The following is a 20,132-nucleotide window of genomic DNA, read 5'->3' on the forward strand; positions in this document are numbered from 1 at the left end:
GATTATAAAATAATTCCCCACAAAGTTACGAAAAAGAAATCGTTTGTCTTAGAAGTTGTTCAAACCTTTTGCCCACCATTGTCTCTTGGCTTTCAATATAGAGAGAAGCACGTTGGGGAATAATCAGTTTTGCATGATCTGTATATTTACCTCTGTTTTACAGTCCGTTTAATAATAAAATATGTTGTTTTTGTTTGTAAGAGGGAGCGCCATATTGGGTTTTACCTTTTGTTACTGTATCTTTGAAGAAAATAACCCTTATTTAGTTTTAAATTTTATCAAGTCTCTACGTATGAATAGATACAGACACTTTTGGCTACTGATGAGTTTGCTTAGTGCTATGTCATGGGGCATTAGCGCACAAAGCCGCATTGTGAAAACACTGGAAGAAGGATGGAAATTTACTCGGCAAGACAAGCCGGATTTTTCTGCTGTTAATTATAATGATACTAAATGGCAGTCTGTAACAGTGCCTCATGATTGGGCAATCTATGGTCCATTTAGCTACAAAAACGATATGCAACATGTGGCTATAGCTCAAGATGGTCAAAAGGAAGCCATGGAGCATGCCGGTAGAACCGGAGGTTTGCCTTTTGTGGGAGTAGGGTGGTATAGAACGTATGTACAATTACCGTCAGATATAGGCTCACATAAAGTCTCTCTCAAATTTGACGGAGCCATGAGCCACGCCAAAGTGTATGTCAATGGAGACTCTGTGGGGTATTGGCCATATGGATACAATACATTTATACTGGATATTGATAAGGCTGTAAAGCCCGGTAAGAATGTTATTGCTGTGCGTCTCGAAAACCCACATGAGAGTAGTCGTTGGTATCCCGGAGCGGGACTATATCGTAATGTGCATCTCATTATTCAAAATAAAGTAAACTTACCGGAGTGGGGTACATTTATTCAAACACCTGAGATAAACGACCGTTATGCACAGGTAGATATTACCTCCCGTGTATCAGGGTTGGCTGAACAAAAACAAGACTATGCCCTCGATTATATGATTACGGATGTTCGGGGCAATGCTGTACAATATGCATCCACTTCCGTAAAGAAGGCGATGAGTAAGTCTGATTCTCTGGTAGCAGTAACTACTCGCATAGATAATCCTGCTTTGTGGGACATCAACAAACCTAATCTTTATCATTGTACGGTTACGCTGAAAAATAATGTGGGAGAGGTATTGGATCAAGAAGTTATTCCCTTTGGAGTAAGGAGTATAAAACTGGTGCAAAATGAAGGCTTCTTCCTCAATGGACGTAAGCTAAAGTTCAAAGGAGTATGTCTGCATCATGACCTTGGCCCACTGGGCGGAGCAGTGAATGTTGCGGCTATGAGACGCCAGATAAAACAAATGCAAGACATGGGAGCCAATGCTATCAGGACATCGCACAACATGCCTGCTCCTGAATTCATCAAACTTTGTGATGAAATGGGAATGATGGTGATGGCGGAGTCTTTCGATTCTTGGGCAAAACCCAAAGTAGCCAACGGATACAACAGAGATTTCGCGGAGTGGCATCGTCGTGATCTTACCAATCTCATCCATCAGTTCCGAAACAATGCCAGTATAGTAATGTGGAGCATAGGCAATGAAGTTCCCGAGCAATGGGATGCGGATGGTGCCAAAATGGAATATGAATTGCAACAACTCTGTCACATGGAGGATCCTACCAGACCTGTAACTAACGGGATGGATGCACCTGATGCCGTGCTCAAAAACAGTATGGCAGCGATATTGGATGTGCCGGGGTTCAATTACAGACCTTTTAAGTATAATGAAGCACACAAAGTACTGCCCCAAGGGTTTCTCCTTGGTTCTGAAACTGCATCTACAGTAAGCTCACGTGGTGTATACAAGTTCCCTGTAGAGCGTAAGTCCATGGCAAAATATGATGATCACCAATCTTCTTCTTATGATGTGGAACATTGCGGTTGGAGTAATCTGCCCGAAGATGATTTTATTCGTCACGATGACCTGCCTTGGTCTATGGGTGAGTTTGTGTGGACAGGGATCGATTATCTTGGCGAACCTACTCCTTATTACAGCGAATGGCCCAGTCATAGCTCTCTATTTGGTATAGTCGATCTGGCCGGAATTCCCAAAGATCGGTACTACTTATACAAAAGTCATTGGAATCCCTCAGTTGCAACACTGCATATCCTTCCTCACTGGACATGGCCAGGTAGAGAAGGCAAAGTTACCCCGATATTTGTTTATACAAATTATCCTGAGGCGGAATTATTTATCAATGGCAAGAGTCAGGGGCGTATAAAAAAAGATATGTCTGTGACTGCAGATAATTCAGAGGGGAAAGAACATGAGCAGAATTTTACACGCCAAAAGAGATATCGCTTGATGTGGATGAATACCGTGTATGAGCCCGGTACCGTGAAGGTGGTAGCCTATGATGCCCAAGGGAGGGAGGCTGCCGTACGTGAAGTAAAAACAGCAGGTAAACCATATAAAGTACAACTGAAAGCCGATAGAAATGAGATCAGTGCTGATGGTAAAGATATTTCATTTGTTACCGTAAGCATTGTGGACAAAGATGGTAATTTGTGTCCTGATGACGATAGGTTACTCATATTTGATGTAAAAGGTGTAGGCCATTTTAAGGCTGCTGCTTCGGGCAATCCTGCTTCGTTGGATCAGTTTCATCTGCCACGCCACCATGCTTTCAGTGGTATGCTTACGGTATTGGTGCAGTCTTCTAAGAAAAAAGGACAAGCCATACTTACGGTTTCTGCCAAAGGCTTGAAATCTGCTTCTGTTACCATAAATACAAAGTAATACGTGGGAACGGTTATATTATAACTGATTCACAGTATAATTACAAAGACGCTTGTTTCACTGAAACAAGCGTCTTCATTTTTTCAATATTTTTAGTTTTGTATAGCTGCTTGGTAGTCTATGAGTGAGACGATGAGATTGTAGGCAGCCTGCATCTGATCTGCTAAACTTTGTTTGTACTTGAACTCTTCGTTTTTTAGATCCTTTTCTAGCAAATAACCTTTAGAGTAGCGCAATTTAGCAGTATTAAAATTTTCATTATAGAGTGTAACTGCTTCTTTCTTGCTGTCATAAGTTTTCTGTCTGTATTGTATTTCCATTACAGCCTTTTGTATTTCGTTGAGTCTAAGATTGCTTTCTTTTTCGTATTGGAGTAAAGCTATTATCTCTTGAGTTTTACTTTGACTCAATTTGGACGCATTAGTATATATTCCTGTAAGAGGAAGTGTGACATTCAGGGCAATAAAGCTATTGCCATACCATTTGTCTCTATGCCCCAAATCAATGTCTTTGCTGTAAAAATTAGCACCGTAATATGCATTGAGGGATAATTTGGGTAAAAAGCTCAGCTTATCTATCTTAATATTGTGTTTTGCTTTGTCTATTTCTATATCCAGCTTTTGTATTGTGAGGCTTTTATTCTTGGTGTAGGTTTGCCATTTATCCCCGGTATAATTGTTTAATCGGTCAGTGATCATAGAAAAAAGAGTCTCGTCTGTGGCAAGAGCTTCAATAAATTGATTCGTAGGACGTAGCCCCATACTAGATAGTAATTCTGCTTTTGCAGATCGCTCTATCTTCCATGCTTCGTCGTATCTTATTTTCGAATCAATCAGTGCGGCATAGCTCTTATTTAGCTCTTCTTTGAGGATTTTTTCTTTTGAAAATAGTTCTTTGTTATATCTGTAATTCTCGTAAGCCGATATAGTGTCTGCTACGGTAGAGGTCAGCTGTTCGTTACTTACAACGAATGCTGCAAACGCTTTGAGGGCATTTTGTTTTTTTTGATTGATAGTTATAGCTTTGTCCAGCATCTTCTCTTTGATACTATACACAGCACTCTGTCTCTCTCCTTGCACTTCGGGGTCGAAGAGTGTCCAATCTGCTTGAAGTCCTACAGCGCTTCCCCATTTACTTCCCATCTTTACGGTAGTCATCTCATCCCATGGAGCATTGGGATCAATTAGTTTTGCAGGCATCGGTGTTTGTTGTATCTTTATATTATGGCGTATGTTGCCAGTACCCTTGATTATAGGGAAAAGCTCTGCTGTTTTGATGCCTCTTTCTTTTTGTGCATTCAGCACTTCTTGCTCTCCAATGAGAATATCTCGGTGATGACGCATTGTAATTTCACTTACGTCATTCCAAGTGAGATGTGACAATGTATCCTGAAGCGATTGCTGCGCATGAAGTATATTACTTCCCCACATAAGGAGTCCGACACATATTATATAAGATTTGATAATTTTATTGCTGCTCATAGGTGTGTTGTATTTATTTGAATACCATTGACGGATCCACTTTACTTAGTTTTTTTACGGAAAATAGCGATCCTCCTATAGCGATTATCATGGTCAGGGAGAATAATGCCAGCAGGAAGAGTGGTGTATACCTGATCACCAACCCAGCCTTGGCCATTCCTATCTGTGCAACTATAAGTAGTAGATAAGACAAGATAAAGCCTAAAACACCATAGATCGCTGTTTGTGTCATGATAAGTTTCTTGATGTACCCATTGGTGGCTCCTATGGCTTTGAGTGTGCCATAGTCTTTGATGCGATCAAAGGTGGAAGAGTAAAGTGTAAGCCCAATGATAAAGAAGCCGCTGATCACTGCAAAGATCACCATGATACCCATGCTGACACCCATATTATTTGCCGTCGTTATTTTGATCACCGTACTTCGGACCAGATCTTTACGACTCCATGCCCTGAGGTCTATCTGGGAAGAATTGATCCTGTCTATAATAGCAGGAATGTCTTGTTTGTTTTTAGCAGTGATGATTACTCCGCTTACAAGATACGGTGATACATTGGCTAGGTTGCGTACATTCTCTGTTGTAGTATATGCTATAGGGGATGAATAACCCTTAGCATTCTGTGTGATAACGCCTACCTCAGCTCTTTTTCCATTGATTTCGAAAGCATAACCGGTATGCATCTTATGTCCGAAAGTTTTGAAATCATAACGATCTACTGATACCACATTTTGTCCTAAAAGATTTCCGTAGTTACCCTCTTTGATCAATCCATTTCTGGGCCCGGCTATCATTTCAGGGAAATCGCTACCCACAAGGGTAGTAGCAGAGACGGAGCCGTCAGGAAACTTTATTGGTACAGTCATCATCAAGAACCCTTGCGCATCGGCTACATCCTCTATTCCTTTGAGCTGATTTACCCATCTTATATCAAAAGGTGTAAGTTGATTCATGTTCTCGGTACGGTTGCTGATTACAAAAATATCAGCCTTCTCGGTGTCCGAGTTATTTACAAGTCCACCGATGATGCTTGCCAGGAAGAGAAATATACCCACTTGCTGACCTACTAAGAATATGCTTATGACAATACTGACAAGTATACCTATACTCTTACTTCGCTCGTAGCGCATGAAACTAATGGCTGTTTTGATCATAGCACGAATAATAAAAGTTTACTTGATTTTGATCTCGCAGGATACTTTACTTCCTATAAGTAGATTATCGGGCTTATCCAAGCTGATATATACAATTCTGATTCGTCTGTCTTGCATATCATCTCCCGTGTCAGAGAATATTGATTTCTTTTTTAAATCGGGACTCATAGATTTTACTGTACCTGTGGCTACGACGGAATTGTCTGCAAGAGATTTTATGGTGCATTTCTGACCTTCTCTAATTCTATTGGCAACAAGTTCGTCCATCTCAGCTTTCACTTCCAGAGAGTCACTAGGCGCAAGTACAGCATACTCTTTGTAAGTTTCTATTGCTTCGCCCGGTTTGAGGTCAAGATCAATGATGCGTCCTTTGGAAGGTGCTTTGAAGGTCATGTCGCCGTAAGTCTTGTTTATCGAGGCTACGTTATAGTTGCTGCCGAATGCTTTTTTACGAGCAATGTTGACCTCATTCTCCAATCTTTTGCTAGTTGCTTTTTGAGATTCATATGCTGTTAGTAAGTTGAGCAGATCATTAGCTGTCATGGCTTTTGCTTGAAACAAAGCTTGTCCGTCCCGGTAATCTTTTTGCTTCTTGTTCAATTCTATCAGTGCTTGTTGATAATTGATTTGTGCTGATTGTACTTCAGCTTGCAGAGTTTGATAGTTTTCTCGAGCTTCGGACAAGGAGATAGATTGTTCTGTATTTTCCAGTTCAATAAGTGGCTGTCCTTTCTCTACAAGTTCCCCAGACTTTACCATAACTTTTTTTACCACTCCTTTTTGTGGGGCAGCCAGATTTACTATACCTCCTATGGGTTGTATCATGCCGCTACCCATTGCAGTGGTAAGCGAGTCCAATGTATATTGTGATTCACCTGTAGCCTTATTATCTGATTTGCCACTACAACCGTACAAAACTAAGCTTATAACCGTACCGGCCACAATATTTCTTTTCATGTTCAATAGTTTTTTAGTCATCATCTTTTCAATTTTTATTGGAATTATCAGAGGTATCGGAGCTTATCTTCCCCTCTATCACATCGATAGTTCTGTCGGCGTATTCTTTCAGTCTCATATCGTGTGTTACCACCACTACCGCTTTATCTTGATGCGATAGTATTTGCAGCGTATCCATTACCTTTTTGGCACTCTCATGATCCAAAGCCGCTGTGGGTTCGTCGCAGAGAATAATTTCAGGATTCGAGATTAGCGCCCTTGCTATAGCTACCCGTTGTTGTTGTCCTCCACTTAGTTCTTTAGGCAGGTTATTCATCCTGTTGGCCAGTCCCAATTCAGTCAGTAACTCTTTTGCCTGATTTTTCGCTACTTTCCTTTTCACCCCTTTGAGTATTAGGGGGTGCATTACATTTTCCAAAGCCGTGAGTGGAGCCAGAAGATTGAATCCCTGGAATACGAAGCCAATGTGTTGTAATCTTTGGTGTGCCAACTCCGTCTCATTCATTTCGCTGATTTTTTTATTGTCAAGGTATACCTCTCCTTCCGATGGATACAATACTCCACCTATAATAGATATAAGTGTAGTTTTGCCCGACCCTGATGGTCCTACAACGAGTGTAAGCTCACCCGTATTGATGGAAATATCAGTAGTTTGTAGAGCTATGATGGTAGTGTCTCCCGTCTTGTAACTCTTGCTGACTCCTTTTAATGATGCAATCTGCTTCATAGGTATGTATGTGTACTTTGTAAATACAAATAAATACAAAATCGTACCAACAAACAAGTTTTTTGGATATAATTTTTAGATAGTATAAATTTACATTCTCAAATGAAGATATCTCAAGACATGTATGAGGACAAAACAGCTTGTAATAGATCTATTGGAGTATATTGAATTATACGAGAAATCAAATCCTTTTCAGTCGGATTTGAACATCAAAAGTTTTATCGCTTTTATGAATGGTATTTTGGTAGAAGAAAAACCTTCGTATGACCAAAGCGATCAAAATAATGTCAGACAACACGCCAATATCGCACGCGATATCAGTTTGCTTCACCGCTATTCCAAGAGCTATATCAAAACAGCTTTGAGCAAATCTGATTTCTTACAGACCGAAGACGATTACAGTTATTTGGTAAATTTGTTTTCGGACAATGGTCTCACCAAAACTGAGCTCAACAACAGAAATGCCATGGAAAAGACTTCCGGAGCCGAAATTATCAGAAGACTCAATAAAAACGGTCTTATTTACGAAGAGCCCGATACCGAAGACCGTCGTAGTGTAAGGGTGTTTATTACAGACAAAGGACGTGAGGAACTTTATAAAATGTTTCCAAGTCTGAGGATAAGTGCCGGTATCTTATGCGCTCCTTTGTGTGACGAGCAAAAAGATACACTTTCATACCTTCTTACACAGCTGTGTCAGGCACACCGTTGCATGTTTGGTAAGCGTGGAGATATGACTTTGGAGCAGATATACGCAGCTATGAAAAATAAAGAATAGTTTTTAAATTTAGCTGCCTCTGCACAATGATCTTATACCATAATTTGTTTCTTAAATAGGTGGTTTGTAATCACTACCCAATATAAGCTATCAAAAAGTGTTACACATTCTGTAAAAATATAAATAATTATATTTATAGATAAATTATATATCACTTATACATAGATTGATTTTTTCTTTTTATGTAAATTTGTCTTTAATTGAAAGACTAAGAATTCTAATTTCACTAAATTCATTCATTATGGCAAACCAAAAAGAACGCTTGATGGTTGACTTTGCTCCTACCTCAACGCAGGAGTGGATAGACAAAATCAATGCGGATTTGAAGGGTGTTCCCTTTGAAAAAAAGTTAGTATGGCGTACTAACGAAGGTTTTAATGTTAATCCTTTTTACCGTAGAGAAGACATTCAAGAGCTACCAACTCCTCAAGTATTGCCCAATGAGTTTCCTTATGTTCGCTCAACACGTATGGACAACGAGTGGCTTATTCGTCAGGATATTCAGGTGGATTCTTTGGACGAGGCTAACAAAAAAGCACTTGACTTACTCAACAAAGGAATTACCTCATTAGGTTTCAAGCTCAAGAAATCACAGATCAATAAGGAGTCCCTCGCTCAATTGCTCCATGAGATCGTACCGGAAGCTGTAGAGCTCAACTTCAGCTGCTGTATATCTGTTGCCGACAAACTTACCGCTGTTCTTGCCGATTATCTTCAGGAAAGTGGTGCTTCACTCGATCAGTGCAAGGGTTCTATCAATTTTGACCCGTTCAAAAAACAACTTGTCAAAGGCGTCTCAAACCCGCAATGGGTAGAAGCAGCCAAGAAAGTAATTGATGCTGCTAAAACTCTTCCCGGATATAGAGTGATCAATGTCAATGCTGTAAACCTCAATAATGCCGGTGCATATATCACTCAAGAATTGGGTTATGCTTTGGCTTGGGGTGCTGATTTGATGGACAGACTTACAGAAGCTGGTTATTCAGTGGAAGAAGTTGCCGATCGCATCAAATTCAACTTTGGTATTGGATCCAATTATTTCATGGAGATGGCCAAGTTCCGTGCCGCACGTTGGTTGTGGGCTGAAATTATCGGAGCGTATGGCGAACAATATAAAGGTGCTGCTGCCAAAATATGTCAACATGCGATTACATCTACTTGGAACAAGACCATATTTGATGCACACGTAAATTTACTCCGTACTCAAACTGAAGCTATGTCTGCTGCTCTGGGTGGTGTAGATTCTATCACCGTACTTCCTTTTGATGTGACTTATCAGCAACCTGATCAGTTCTCTGAGAGAATAGCACGGAACCAGCAATTGCTTCTCAAGGAAGAGAGCCATTTCGATAAAGTTATTGACCCTGCATCCGGTTCATATTATATTGAACATCTTACAAACGCTATCGCATGTCAAGCATGGGCGGTATTCATGCAGGTGGAAGAGGCTGGGGGATTTAGTGCTGTAGCAGAAGCCGGTTCTATTCAGAAGGCTATAAACGCTTCAAATGAAAAACGTCATAAAGATATTGCCGGACGTAAGGAAACTCTATTGGGTACCAACCAATTCCCAAATTTCACAGAGAAAGCCTTAAATAAGATCAAGCATGAAGAAGATGCTCACGAGTGTACACATTGCAACCCGTCTATCGAAAAGTTGGATATGCGTCGCGGAGCTTCAGAGTTTGAGGACCTCCGACTTGCAACAGAGAAGAATGAAAAGCAACCTCTTGTGTTTATGCTTACGATAGGAAATCTCGCTATGCGTTTGGCTCGCTCACAGTTCTCTTCCAACTTCTTTGCTTGCGCAGGCTATAAGATTCAGGACAATCTTGGCTTTGATACCGTACAACAAGGTGTTGATGCTGCTCTTGCCGCCGAGGCAGATATTATTGTTATATGTTCGAGCGATGATGAGTATGCCGAGTTTGCACCGGCAGCTTACGAGTATCTCGATGGTCGTGCCCAGTTTGTAGTGGCGGGTGCGCCGGCATGTATGGAAGACTTGAAGGCCAAAGGCATTGAAAACTTTATACATGTCAAGTCTAATGTACTCGAGACTCTTCGTGGATTTAACAAGAAATTAGGCATTAACGAATAAGAAAGACTTGAAATGAGACCTCAATATAAAGATATTAATATCAGTACCACCGGTTTTACACATACCAATGTAGCCGGATGGATTAAAGAGCAGAATATTACTGCTGACTGGCGCACAGCCGAGCAGATTTTGGTAAAACCGGTATATACAGCTGACGACTTGGAAGGTATGGAGCACTTGGATTATGCTTCCGGTATACCTCCCTTCCTTCGTGGCCCTTATAGCGGTATGTACGCTATGCGTCCATGGACTATCCGTCAGTATGCGGGTTTCTCTACAGCCGAGGAATCCAACGCCTTCTACCGTCGTAACCTTGCTTCAGGACAGAAAGGTTTGTCTGTAGCCTTCGACTTGGCTACTCACCGTGGATATGATGCAGATCACCAGCGTGTAGTAGGAGACGTAGGTAAAGCAGGGGTATCTATCTGTTCATTGGAGGATATGAAAATCCTTTTCGATGGTATACCATTGAACAAGATGTCTGTATCCATGACCATGAACGGCGCAGTACTCCCCATCATGGCTTTCTACATCAATGCCGGTTTGGAACAAGGCGCCAAGTTGGAGGAGATGGCAGGTACTATCCAGAATGACATTCTCAAAGAATTCATGGTGCGTAATACCTATATCTATCCGCCCGAATTCTCGATGCGTATTATCGCTGATATTTTTGAGTATACATCTCAAAACATGCCTAAGTTCAACTCTATCTCTATCTCCGGATACCACATGCAAGAAGCGGGTGCTACTGCCGATATCGAGATGGCTTATACCTTGGCAGATGGTTTGGAGTACCTCAAAGCCGGTATAGCGGCCGGTATACCTGTGGATAAGTTTGCCCCACGTCTTTCTTTCTTCTGGGCTATAGGTATGAATCACTTTATGGAGATTGCCAAGATGCGTGCTGCACGTATGCTGTGGGCCAAGATCGTAAAGCAGTTTAATCCCGAAAACCCCAAATCACTGGCACTGCGTACACACAGCCAGACTTCAGGGTGGTCACTTACCGAGCAGGACCCATTCAACAACGTAGGCCGTACTTGTATTGAGGCTATGGCAGCTGCGTTGGGACATACCCAGTCATTGCACACCAATGCCCTTGACGAAGCCATTGCATTGCCTACAGACTTCTCAGCTCGTATCGCTCGTAATACTCAGATTTACATTCAGGAAGAAACTCTCATCTGTAAAGAGATCGACCCATGGGCAGGTTCGTACTATGTAGAGAGCCTTACCAACGAACTCATGCACAAAGCTTGGGATCTCATCAAGGAAGTGCAGGAAATGGGAGGTATGGCCAAGGCTATCGAAACAGGTCTTCCAAAAATGCGTATCGAAGAAGCTGCAGCACGTACACAGGCACGTATCGACTCACGTCAGCAGGTGATTGTGGGGATCAATAAATATCGTTTGGAAAAAGAAGATCCTATTGATATCCTTGAGATTGATAACACACAAGTGCGTAAACAGCAGATAGCACGTCTAGAAGAGTTGCGCAAAAATCGTGATGAAAAAGCTGTCAAAGAAGCACTCGAAGCTATCACCAAGTGTGTGGAGACCAAGGAGGGCAACCTTCTTGATCTTGCAGTGAAAGCAGCTGCCTTGAGAGCTTCTCTCGGTGAAATCTCTGATGCATGTGAAAAAGTTGTAGGACGTTATAAAGCAATTATCAGAACAATATCAGGCGTGTATTCATCAGAATCAGGACAAGATAAAGACTTTGAGCGTGCCAAAGCATTGGCCGCCAAGTTCGCTAAGCAAGAAGGGCGTCAGCCTCGTATCATGATTGCCAAGATGGGACAAGACGGGCACGACCGAGGAGCCAAAGTTGTGGCTACCGGATATGCCGACTGCGGATTCGACGTAGATATGGGACCTTTGTTCCAAACTCCGGAAGAAGCAGCACGCCAAGCCGTAGAAAATGACGTGCATGTCATGGGGGTTTCTTCACTTGCTGCAGGCCACAAGACGTTGATTCCTCAGGTGATCGCTGAGTTGAAAAAACTGGGACGTCCTGATATTATTGTTACTGCCGGAGGCGTAATACCTGCCCAAGACTATGAATTCTTGTATAACGCAGGTGTAGCCGCAATCTTCGGCCCCGGTACTCCAGTAGCATACTCTGCCGCCAAGGTACTCGAAATCCTTCTGGGTGAAAATGCCTGATCGCATCACAGATCATATCTTCTAAATCTATAGATACAATGCCGGTAGCTCCCTGAGGACTGCCGGCATTGATATTTTGTACAACACTTTATTACAAAGCTTTCGTAGATGGTGTTGGTACTTTCCCGAAAAAGAGTGTAAGGTTCAAGGATGCTATCTTAGATTTTTAAAGGAAAAAAGAATAATGAGCCTTAGACGCTTTATGGGGATACTACCTTTTTGAAGTCCATTTTGTATATTGTTTGTTAACCCGGGCTGGGCTGGGTCGTTTTTTGTTGTTTTTGTGTCTTTATGATTTGTTTTTGTGGATTGATGTGTCTTTTTGATATTCTTTATTTCGTGATTTTATACAAAAAAATAGCCTCCTACATCCTTTTATGTAAGGGATGTAAGAGGCAATGGTTTTATAATGCTTATTTAGGTCGCCAACATTATTTGGTTGAACCGGACTGTATTAGGTTCATTGTCATTTCTATTGCATTACCTTGTATGTTGCCTTTGCCCTGTAAAGGCATGCTAAATTTGTAGTAAGAAGGAAGTCCTGTTTTGCGATCGAATGAAATTGTTTGTACGCCTTTTCCTTCCATGACAATTCCTTGTGCAGAGGAGTTCATATTGATATCGTATTGTACCTCATAGCTATCAGGGTTTACTTTGATAAGTTTTCCGTTACCGTTCATTTCCATATTTATCCCTGTGCCCAAATCCATATTAAGCTTCAAGGGCCATGATTCTCCTTCTGCTACCGGTTTGGACGGGTAGTATCCTTTCAGGCTTTGCATTCCTTTAGCCATGGTTTTCAGCATTGCCATCTGATCAGCCGGTATGGTTCCCGTTAGCTTTTCTAGCTCAGATAGGTCAGGTTCTCCTACCATATTCAAGTCAGGGGTATACACCATTTTGATTGCTTTGCCTTTCATCATTTTGAATATTTTGTTGTCGGCATTCTCCGGATCTTCTGAGGAAATCTTTTTTTCCATACCTGGCATCAATACACTGGTTTCAAGTTTTTGGAAGACTGACTGTAGTGCAAAATTGCTACCCGACTTAGCATAAGTATTTTCAATCTCAAAGTTTTGCTTAGAGGTAATCTTCATTTCATTACCATTGGTCTTAATGGTATAGTCCATGTCGATATTGGAAGATGTGGTATACACTTTGCCAAGCACCGGATTGATCTTGATTTCATACTTTTTCTGCGCATTCATCAAGGTTGTGAAGCAGAGTAGAAATAAGGTTGCTGTAATAGTTTTTTTCAATGGTCGCATGCTACTTAATTAATTTAATGAATAACGACAAATGTAATTAATTATTTTGAAGTTGAAATATAAAATAATATTATCTCTGATATAAAGTTATTCAAAATAAAAGTACATTTATGATACATTCGCAAACACTATTTTGTTATATGAATGAAACGAAATATAGAACGACTTTGGGTGATGTTTTTACAGTATAGAAAAGCCAGGAGTTTCAAGATTCCATTACTATTTATATTATTATTATTCTTTGCAGCACACACAGTGCTTGCTGCAAAGAGAATTGTGGGCACTATTGTGGATGCTGAGACAGGTGAGCCTATAGCTTATTCGTCTGTTTATCTCAAGGTGCTCAAAAAAGGTATGATCGCTGATCGTGAAGGACGATTTGTGGTATCTCTTCCTTTGGGTGCATACGACATGGAAGTAAATGCCTCAGGCTATAAAACTGAGATCATCAACATGAATGTCGATACGGAGTCGGGAGATGAGTACGTTACATATAAACTAACAAAGTTACTTCTCTCCATTGATTCTATAGACTGGAAAAATAGGAAGGATGAAAATGATAAGGCATACTGTATCATGCGCCAGATTATGGCACGGGTGCCGCTATACGAGCGTATGTTTGACTCATATAAGGCCGATATTTTTATCAAGGGAATTATTAATATTACAAGAATACCTCATCTCCTACGCAATGTGCCTATAGCGCGCGGGGGCGTCAAAGTTAAGGATATGGTGAAAAAATGCTTGAGTGCAGAGAGAGATATAGAGGTTGCATATAATGATCCGAATAAGTATGACCTGCACGTAAAGGCTTTTAGAACAAATGCACCCAAAGTGCTGAGTGACTTGAGTAAGGGGATAGATAAGATATTGAGCCGTAATGTTTATGGGGAGTATTTGGGGTATGAAGAGATGGGCTCTACGTTGAGCCCCATACGTCCCGGAGCATTCTCTTACTATAAGTATGCGTATGGTGGAAGTTATACGGTAGGTAGTAAGCTCATTCATCGAATTCTATTCAAATCTCGTGGAGGCTCCGGTATTTTCTCAGAAGGCACCATAAACGTTACTGATGGTGAGTGGACGTTGCGCTCAATAGAAGTCCTTTACAACAAAAGTGATATTTTACTACAATCGATTGAGGTTTATCTCTCAGAGATATCGCCCGGCATATGTATGCCTACGGCTTATTATGCCAAATTAGGAGTAAATGCTTTGGCTACAAAAGGGGCTTACGAATACTATGCATCTATCGCGTATCACAGTATTGACTTATCCGATAGATGGATTGAGGGAAACAGAGTACTTGATGCTTATAAAATTACCAATAACGAACAGATGTTGGAGGTATGTCATTATCTCGAATCAAGACTCGATACATTACATATTACCCATGATGATCCTTATCTGAGACCTTATAGAAAGCCATTCGTTACGAAAACGAGGGATAGTCTTGCAAACTACAAGAGTGAGGATTACTGGTCACAGCTCAGTACTAACTTTTTAGATTCTGCACGCTCCGATTGCTTTATTAAAAATGACACTATAGAGGGCAAAGGTGCAAGACGCATTTCTTATATCGTTAGGCCGTCCGGGAAAAGATTAGGGGATGCTCCACCTTTCGAAGCTTTCCTGATGGGGCATGACTATGAACATCACAACAATACCCTTACGCTGGGATTCGATGGAGCTATTCAGGGTTTACTGTATGACCTTAATGCTGTGGATGGATGGGTGGTAGGGCAGCGGTTTTTCTTTGAAGAAAAAATCGATAAGAAATCCAAACTTATCATTAAGCCCGCTGTCTTCTACGCAATGGGCAGGAAACGTTTTCAATGGGAGATCAACTCAGAGTTACTATATGCTCCCAGCCGTCGAGGGTATCTGGGAATCGCTTTTGGGCATAAGACCAATAATCTTTCAGGCTATCATAAACGAGGTTATATATGGCTCAATACAATCTATACATTGTTTGATGGTATAGGCGTTTTTAGGCTTTATGATAGTCACTTTGCCTCTATAACGAACTCTATTGATCTGACTAATAAGCTCAACCTTTATACTGAAGTTAGTTACTCAGATAACGGCCCCTTGGACAATCGTAAGATTTGGGGCAAGAGCAAAGAGCCCAAAGGGGATGATTATTCTTTTGGGCATGCCAAGGGGAAGGACAGACCATTGCCCAATGTTCCTTTCAATCATTCTTTAGGATTTACAGGAGCTCTGATTTATAATCCTACTCCTTATTATCATTATGATAAAGACGGAAGGAAAGAAATTATAGAAAGAGGCATACATAGCCCTATATTTCAGTTGATGTATCGTATATCTTTTCCTATAAAGAATAATAAAGAAGCCATAAATGATTACTCTCAATTGAGTTTGAGTGTGAATCAAGACCTTAGACTTGGATATTATTCGGATCAGTGGTTATACTACAACATCAATATGGGAACCTATCTGCATAAAAGAGATATAACTGTAGATCAAATGACTTTTTTGAAAACAAATAACTCTATATTGTTTCCGAATGAGAGGGATATCAATCGTTTGTTCCATACTCTGCCACCTTACTCTTATGTAAATAGCAATAAATATGTTATAGCTCGACTTACTTATAAAGCCAACCGAATATTACTAAATAGGCTCCCTTACCGATTTTTTAGAGTTACCGATGAGCAGATTCACCTGAAAGTTTATTGGGGGAGTAATGATAAGACATATGTAGAAACGGGTTATTCCGAAGGCTTGGGCACACTGCTTCGCTTGGGCGTTTTTGTGGGTACATCGGCTGCCTTTAATGACTGGGGGGTAGCTTTCAGGATATCATCGAGAATATAAAGTTCCCTCATGAAATCACCCCCAAAGACAAGTCCTGAATAAATATTATAAGTTTACTTAGGACTTGTAGGTTTGTGATAGGTTTGGGGCTCATTTGGCATTATCTTATTATATGGCAATGCCTCGAGTAAAGCTTAATAAAGGGGATCTGAAATCAAGCTCCTTTATTATCTTACAGATGGTGCAACGGGTGTTGGGGCTGTAGGAGGAGCAAACCCAACCAAGATATTTTGCATGCTATTGAATCCTTGACGGCCTCCATTGGGAATCCTTGTCAATAGGGTTGAGTGCTGTGAGCTTGAAGTAACCGTATAATTTTCCTCCCCATCCCCAATTGAAATGAAAGTAACCGTCAGTTTTGTATCCATAGCATACGAATGAGTGACCTCCTTCTCTACCCATTCCGGCATATTGAACGGGTCGACCGGCATCGAGTTCTGATTTTACAATTTTCTCCCAATTTTCAGCAGTATATTTAACGTGAGTTCGATATAAGGGATGATAGGAATAATAGAGTTTACAAGGTGTTGTAAATCAGTGTAATTTCTTTTATCTTCAATATATTACGCAACAATGTTATTCGGATTTTCCTTCGTTAGTCTCTTACAATCGTTTTGTAGAATTACAAAGCAAGGTGGCTTCAAACTAATTTCATTTCTCAATATGAGACCGTTGCATAGCAGGCAAATTGCTTCGTTGCTTGCGAGATTCGCGCTTAGTCATTTACCTGAAGTAAACTCCCTGTGCACTCACTCTTAGCGCCTTGCACTTTACCTTCTCTGCCCGGTCAAAGTGTCTTTTGTCGGCTTTGCCTCCAAAATCCATGAGACTGTTGACTTTTGCAACAGTCTCAATATGTGTTGTCTGGGCGAATGCACCGGCATCTCATTCATTGATTCCATACCTTTACGCACCTGCCATATCAAGCGGGCACACGGGCATAAGACCATGAAAGGGTGGGCCCAAAAGGGCAAATGCAGTATGGGATGGTTCTATGGTTTCAACCTGCATATTGTGATTAACGACCGGGGTGAAATCACTCAATATCAAATCACACCGGGGAATACGGATGAACGTGCTCCACTTAAAGGCGGAACCTTCACGAAGAAACTATTCGGCAAACTTGTTGGCGACAGAGGATACATCTCACAAAGTCTTTTCGATAAGCTCTTCATTGACGACATACACATGATTACGAAGATAAAGAAAAACATGAAAAACACTCTGATAAGCCTGTATGATAGGATATTACTCAGAAAAAGAGCACTTGTGGAAACCGTTAATGATCTACTCAAAAACGTTTGTCAAATAGAGCATACACGACACAGAAGCGTCAATAATTTCTCCATTAATTTGATTGCCGGCATAATTGCCTACAATCTGCTACCCAAAAAGTCGGAATTAAATCTCGAAATCATACACAATCCATCAACCCACTTAGTATCCCACGCTTAGACCGAACTCACGTTAAAAAGATATTAATCAATAAAAGAATACAAATTGTATGTAAAGATAATTTGAGGGAGTATCAATAAAATGAAGTTTATGATACTTCCTCATTTGATCTTATACTTTTGTCATGCGAAATCACACATTGTTTGCCCTTCACTTATAATAAAAATGATATATGTGTTTCTTAGACAAATAGATGATAAGTCTTTTACTATTTGATTACAAGAGTATAATCCTCAACCTCACCGTGATTAAATGTTTCACAAGGAGAGGGCTTAGCACCATATTTCATTGTAACGCGCATTCTGTATGAACCCGACTTTAGAGTTTTAGGTAAATTAAGATTGCCTGTTATAGTTGTTGTTGCTTTTTTATTAAGGATCATTTCTGTTGATTCAAAAATACCGTTGTTATCAAGGTCAATCCAAGCCCCCCAGTAGTTGTTGTAAAGTCCACCATCATAAACACCCGGAACAAATCTGCAAGGCAATGAAGTACCTGCTGTTGCTATGATGTGTTTTTGAGTGTAATCACCATAACCTATATCACTACCTCCGGTCACATTTGACATATTACCGATTGTAACTTCTTTGATATAGAGATATTGTGTATATATTGACGCTGATGAACAATATTGTGGAGCATCGGGATCTGGAGTAGGATCAGGATCTGGTCCTGGAGGAGGAGTCTGAGCTGGAGCAAAACCAATTACAATAACTTGGTTTCTGTTGAATCCACCCGTACCACCGCCTGTACCCAAATTATCGGGATCAAGAGCGTTTAGCTTGAAGTATCCATCAGACATGCCACCCCATCCCCAGTTGATGTGGAAGTAGTTATTTTTAGAGTAGCCGTCACAAACAAATGAGTGGCCGCCTCCGCCTCCATAACCTGCATATTGCACAGGGCGTCTGGCATCCAATTCTGCGCGTACGAGAGCTTCCCAATCTTTATCTGAATAAGCCCAACGAAAAGCGTTTGTTACAGTACTTGGATATTTATAAAACTTCTGAATCATGTTAGGTACATCTGTTTGCATAGCACCACTGCCTTTTGGACCAAAGCGCATATTTACCCCTACAGCTACACCGTAACAGAACTTTGCCACCAAAGAGTCAGGTTCAGTGAGTCTGGGTTTGGGCATGGCTTTCCAATCAAGTTTATAATTGTAGTCGAAAGATTGGATTCCATAAGAGGGATGATTATAACTATGCTTACCTTTACCTGATTCAGGATACTCCCAGTAGCGCATGATTTGTGCTGTAGCAGTTGCAACACAACCTACCGGGCAACCTTCTGGGCAATAAGCATTGTAATATGGCCTTTGAGACCAGTGGATATTACCGAGAAGAGGAGCTACCGTGATGGTGTCTTGAGGGTTGTTATATCTTCCTCTCAAAGCTGCATTTCTCATAGCTACAGTCTTTTCATTGGCTTTGATATGCTTCCATGCATACTTAACCTCCTGTGAATAATCACTAAGCATATCCTGCATATTTGCGGGGATATCTTTCGGATCAAAGGTAGATTCTGTGGAGTAACCAAGTACCGGATAAGTTGCATCAGAAGCTGAAACGATAACAAAACCGGTTTTATTAACCTCAATTACGTAGTAAGTTGGTTTTTGTGCTTGGGAATCAGAGCTTTTTAAATTTGATCCCTGAGCATCGGTGTAAATAACTTTGAGCTCGGACGCCGACGAAGTACGCATCTCGGGAGCCAGGTTTTCACTACCCATAAAGGTTGCGGCAATGTCCAAGGCTTGTTTTTCATTTACGAAGCCAGACTCGGAAGGTTCAGCAGGACCTCCTTGTCTTGAGGCATAGTCGTCTTTGGAGCACGAAAATAAGAGTAAAACTGCGGATCCGGCAAGTAGGAGCCGCCAAAAGCGATTAAAATTACTCATGGTAAAAACTATTTTTAAATTATACAAATTCGGTGTTGATATGGCAGAAGGGCTTTTCCCATAGTACACCTTTATATTAATAAAATTCAATACACAGCAAAAAAAGATTTTTTACCTCAGAGTATGTTATACATATATGTAATACAGATTGATAATATAACATAATCCAATTGTAAAAGTAGTGAATATATCTGAATTTACAAGGCTTTTAATGTAATAATATAGCTCATATAAAAATCTATAATTTTATATTTACTAATAAGTAGACGGATCTTTGTAGAGACTGTTGCAAAAGTCAACTGCCTTGTGGATTTTGGAGGCAAAGCCGACAAAAGACACTTTGACCGGGCAGAGAAGGTAAAGTGCAAGGCGCTAAGAGTGAGTGCACAGGGAGTTTACTTCAGGTAAATGACCAAGCGCGAATCTCGCAAGCAACGAAGCAATTTGCCTGCTATGCAACGGTCTCTTGTAAACTGAATTAATTTACGGGACTATTCTAATA

Annotated in this window: 13 protein-coding genes and 1 pseudogene; 7 read left to right on the forward strand and 7 right to left on the reverse strand. The window is 40.7% G+C overall.

The window, feature by feature from the left end; genetic code table 11:
* Positions 1-292: 292 nt before the first annotated feature.
* Positions 293-2,803, forward strand: a complete 2,511-nt coding sequence (locus tag VYJ22_RS05485; protein ID WP_407989424.1) for a glycoside hydrolase family 2 TIM barrel-domain containing protein — start codon at positions 293-295, stop codon at positions 2,801-2,803.
* Between the two features lie 92 nt (positions 2,804-2,895).
* Here the strand turns inward: VYJ22_RS05485 and VYJ22_RS05490 are convergent, their stop codons facing one another.
* From VYJ22_RS05490 to VYJ22_RS05505, 4 genes are all read right to left on the reverse strand, one after another.
* The gene (locus tag VYJ22_RS05490; protein ID WP_329905515.1) at positions 2,896-4,233 is read right to left on the reverse strand and encodes a TolC family protein; all 1,338 of its coding nucleotides are present in this window, start codon (positions 4,231-4,233) and stop codon (positions 2,896-2,898) included.
* 64 nt (positions 4,234-4,297) lie between these two features.
* A complete protein-coding gene (locus VYJ22_RS05495; RefSeq protein WP_329905516.1) occupies positions 4,298-5,434 on the reverse strand; it encodes an ABC transporter permease in 1,137 nt (378 codons plus the stop codon).
* Between the two features lie 18 nt (positions 5,435-5,452).
* Complete coding sequence (locus VYJ22_RS05500) at positions 5,453-6,391, reverse strand: HlyD family secretion protein (protein ID WP_329905517.1); 939 nt, start codon at positions 6,389-6,391, stop codon at positions 5,453-5,455.
* Positions 6,392-6,419: 28 nt separating this feature from the next.
* Positions 6,420-7,118: an ABC transporter ATP-binding protein gene (locus tag VYJ22_RS05505; RefSeq protein WP_329905519.1), complete on the reverse strand. Its 699-nt coding sequence runs from the start codon at positions 7,116-7,118 to the stop codon at positions 6,420-6,422.
* 124 nt (positions 7,119-7,242) lie between these two features.
* Here VYJ22_RS05505 and VYJ22_RS05510 point away from each other — a divergent pair, with 124 nt between their 5' ends.
* The 3 genes from VYJ22_RS05510 to scpA all read left to right on the forward strand — a co-directional run bounded on the left by VYJ22_RS05510 (position 7,243) and on the right by scpA (position 12,163).
* Positions 7,243-7,896, forward strand: coding sequence for a MarR family winged helix-turn-helix transcriptional regulator (locus VYJ22_RS05510; protein ID WP_329905521.1), 654 nt, complete (start codon positions 7,243-7,245; stop codon positions 7,894-7,896).
* Positions 7,897-8,137: 241 nt separating this feature from the next.
* Entirely contained in the window at positions 8,138-9,997 is a 1,860-nt protein-coding gene (gene mutA, locus VYJ22_RS05515) for a methylmalonyl-CoA mutase small subunit (RefSeq protein WP_329905522.1), read from the forward strand.
* 12 nt (positions 9,998-10,009) lie between these two features.
* A complete protein-coding gene (gene scpA / locus VYJ22_RS05520; protein WP_329905523.1) occupies positions 10,010-12,163 on the forward strand; it encodes a methylmalonyl-CoA mutase in 2,154 nt (717 codons plus the stop codon).
* Between the two features lie 431 nt (positions 12,164-12,594).
* Here scpA and VYJ22_RS05525 read toward each other — a convergent pair whose 3' ends face one another.
* On the reverse strand, positions 12,595-13,431 hold the full coding sequence (locus tag VYJ22_RS05525) for a DUF6263 family protein (RefSeq protein ID WP_329905524.1): 837 nt from the start codon (positions 13,429-13,431) through the stop codon (positions 12,595-12,597).
* Positions 13,432-13,575: 144 nt separating this feature from the next.
* Between VYJ22_RS05525 and VYJ22_RS05530 the strand changes: the two genes are divergently transcribed.
* Complete coding sequence (locus VYJ22_RS05530) at positions 13,576-16,272, forward strand: DUF5686 family protein (protein WP_329905526.1); 2,697 nt, start codon at positions 13,576-13,578, stop codon at positions 16,270-16,272.
* Between the two features lie 237 nt (positions 16,273-16,509).
* On the opposite strand, the gene VYJ22_RS05535 is transcribed toward VYJ22_RS05530, so the two are convergent.
* Complete coding sequence (locus tag VYJ22_RS05535) at positions 16,510-16,722, reverse strand: C10 family peptidase (protein WP_329905580.1); 213 nt, start codon at positions 16,720-16,722, stop codon at positions 16,510-16,512.
* 97 nt (positions 16,723-16,819) lie between these two features.
* Between VYJ22_RS05535 and VYJ22_RS05540 the strand changes: the two are divergent.
* Both VYJ22_RS05540 and VYJ22_RS05545 read left to right on the forward strand, forming a co-directional pair.
* Positions 16,820-16,929: pseudogene (locus VYJ22_RS05540) on the forward strand (IS982 family transposase); the annotation flags it as partial.
* Between the two features lie 162 nt (positions 16,930-17,091).
* Entirely contained in the window at positions 17,092-17,727 is a 636-nt protein-coding gene (locus tag VYJ22_RS05545) for an IS982 family transposase (protein ID WP_329905581.1), read from the forward strand.
* Positions 17,728-17,935: 208 nt separating this feature from the next.
* Here the strand turns inward: VYJ22_RS05545 and VYJ22_RS05550 are convergent, their stop codons facing one another.
* The gene (locus VYJ22_RS05550) at positions 17,936-19,630 is read right to left on the reverse strand and encodes a C10 family peptidase (protein ID WP_329905528.1); all 1,695 of its coding nucleotides are present in this window, start codon (positions 19,628-19,630) and stop codon (positions 17,936-17,938) included.
* Positions 19,631-20,132 lie beyond the last annotated feature (502 nt).

Origin of the sequence: Porphyromonas pogonae (genome assembly GCF_036320655.1) — a bacterium.
GTDB classification, from domain to species: Bacteria; Bacteroidota; Bacteroidia; order Bacteroidales; family Porphyromonadaceae; genus Porphyromonas; species Porphyromonas pogonae.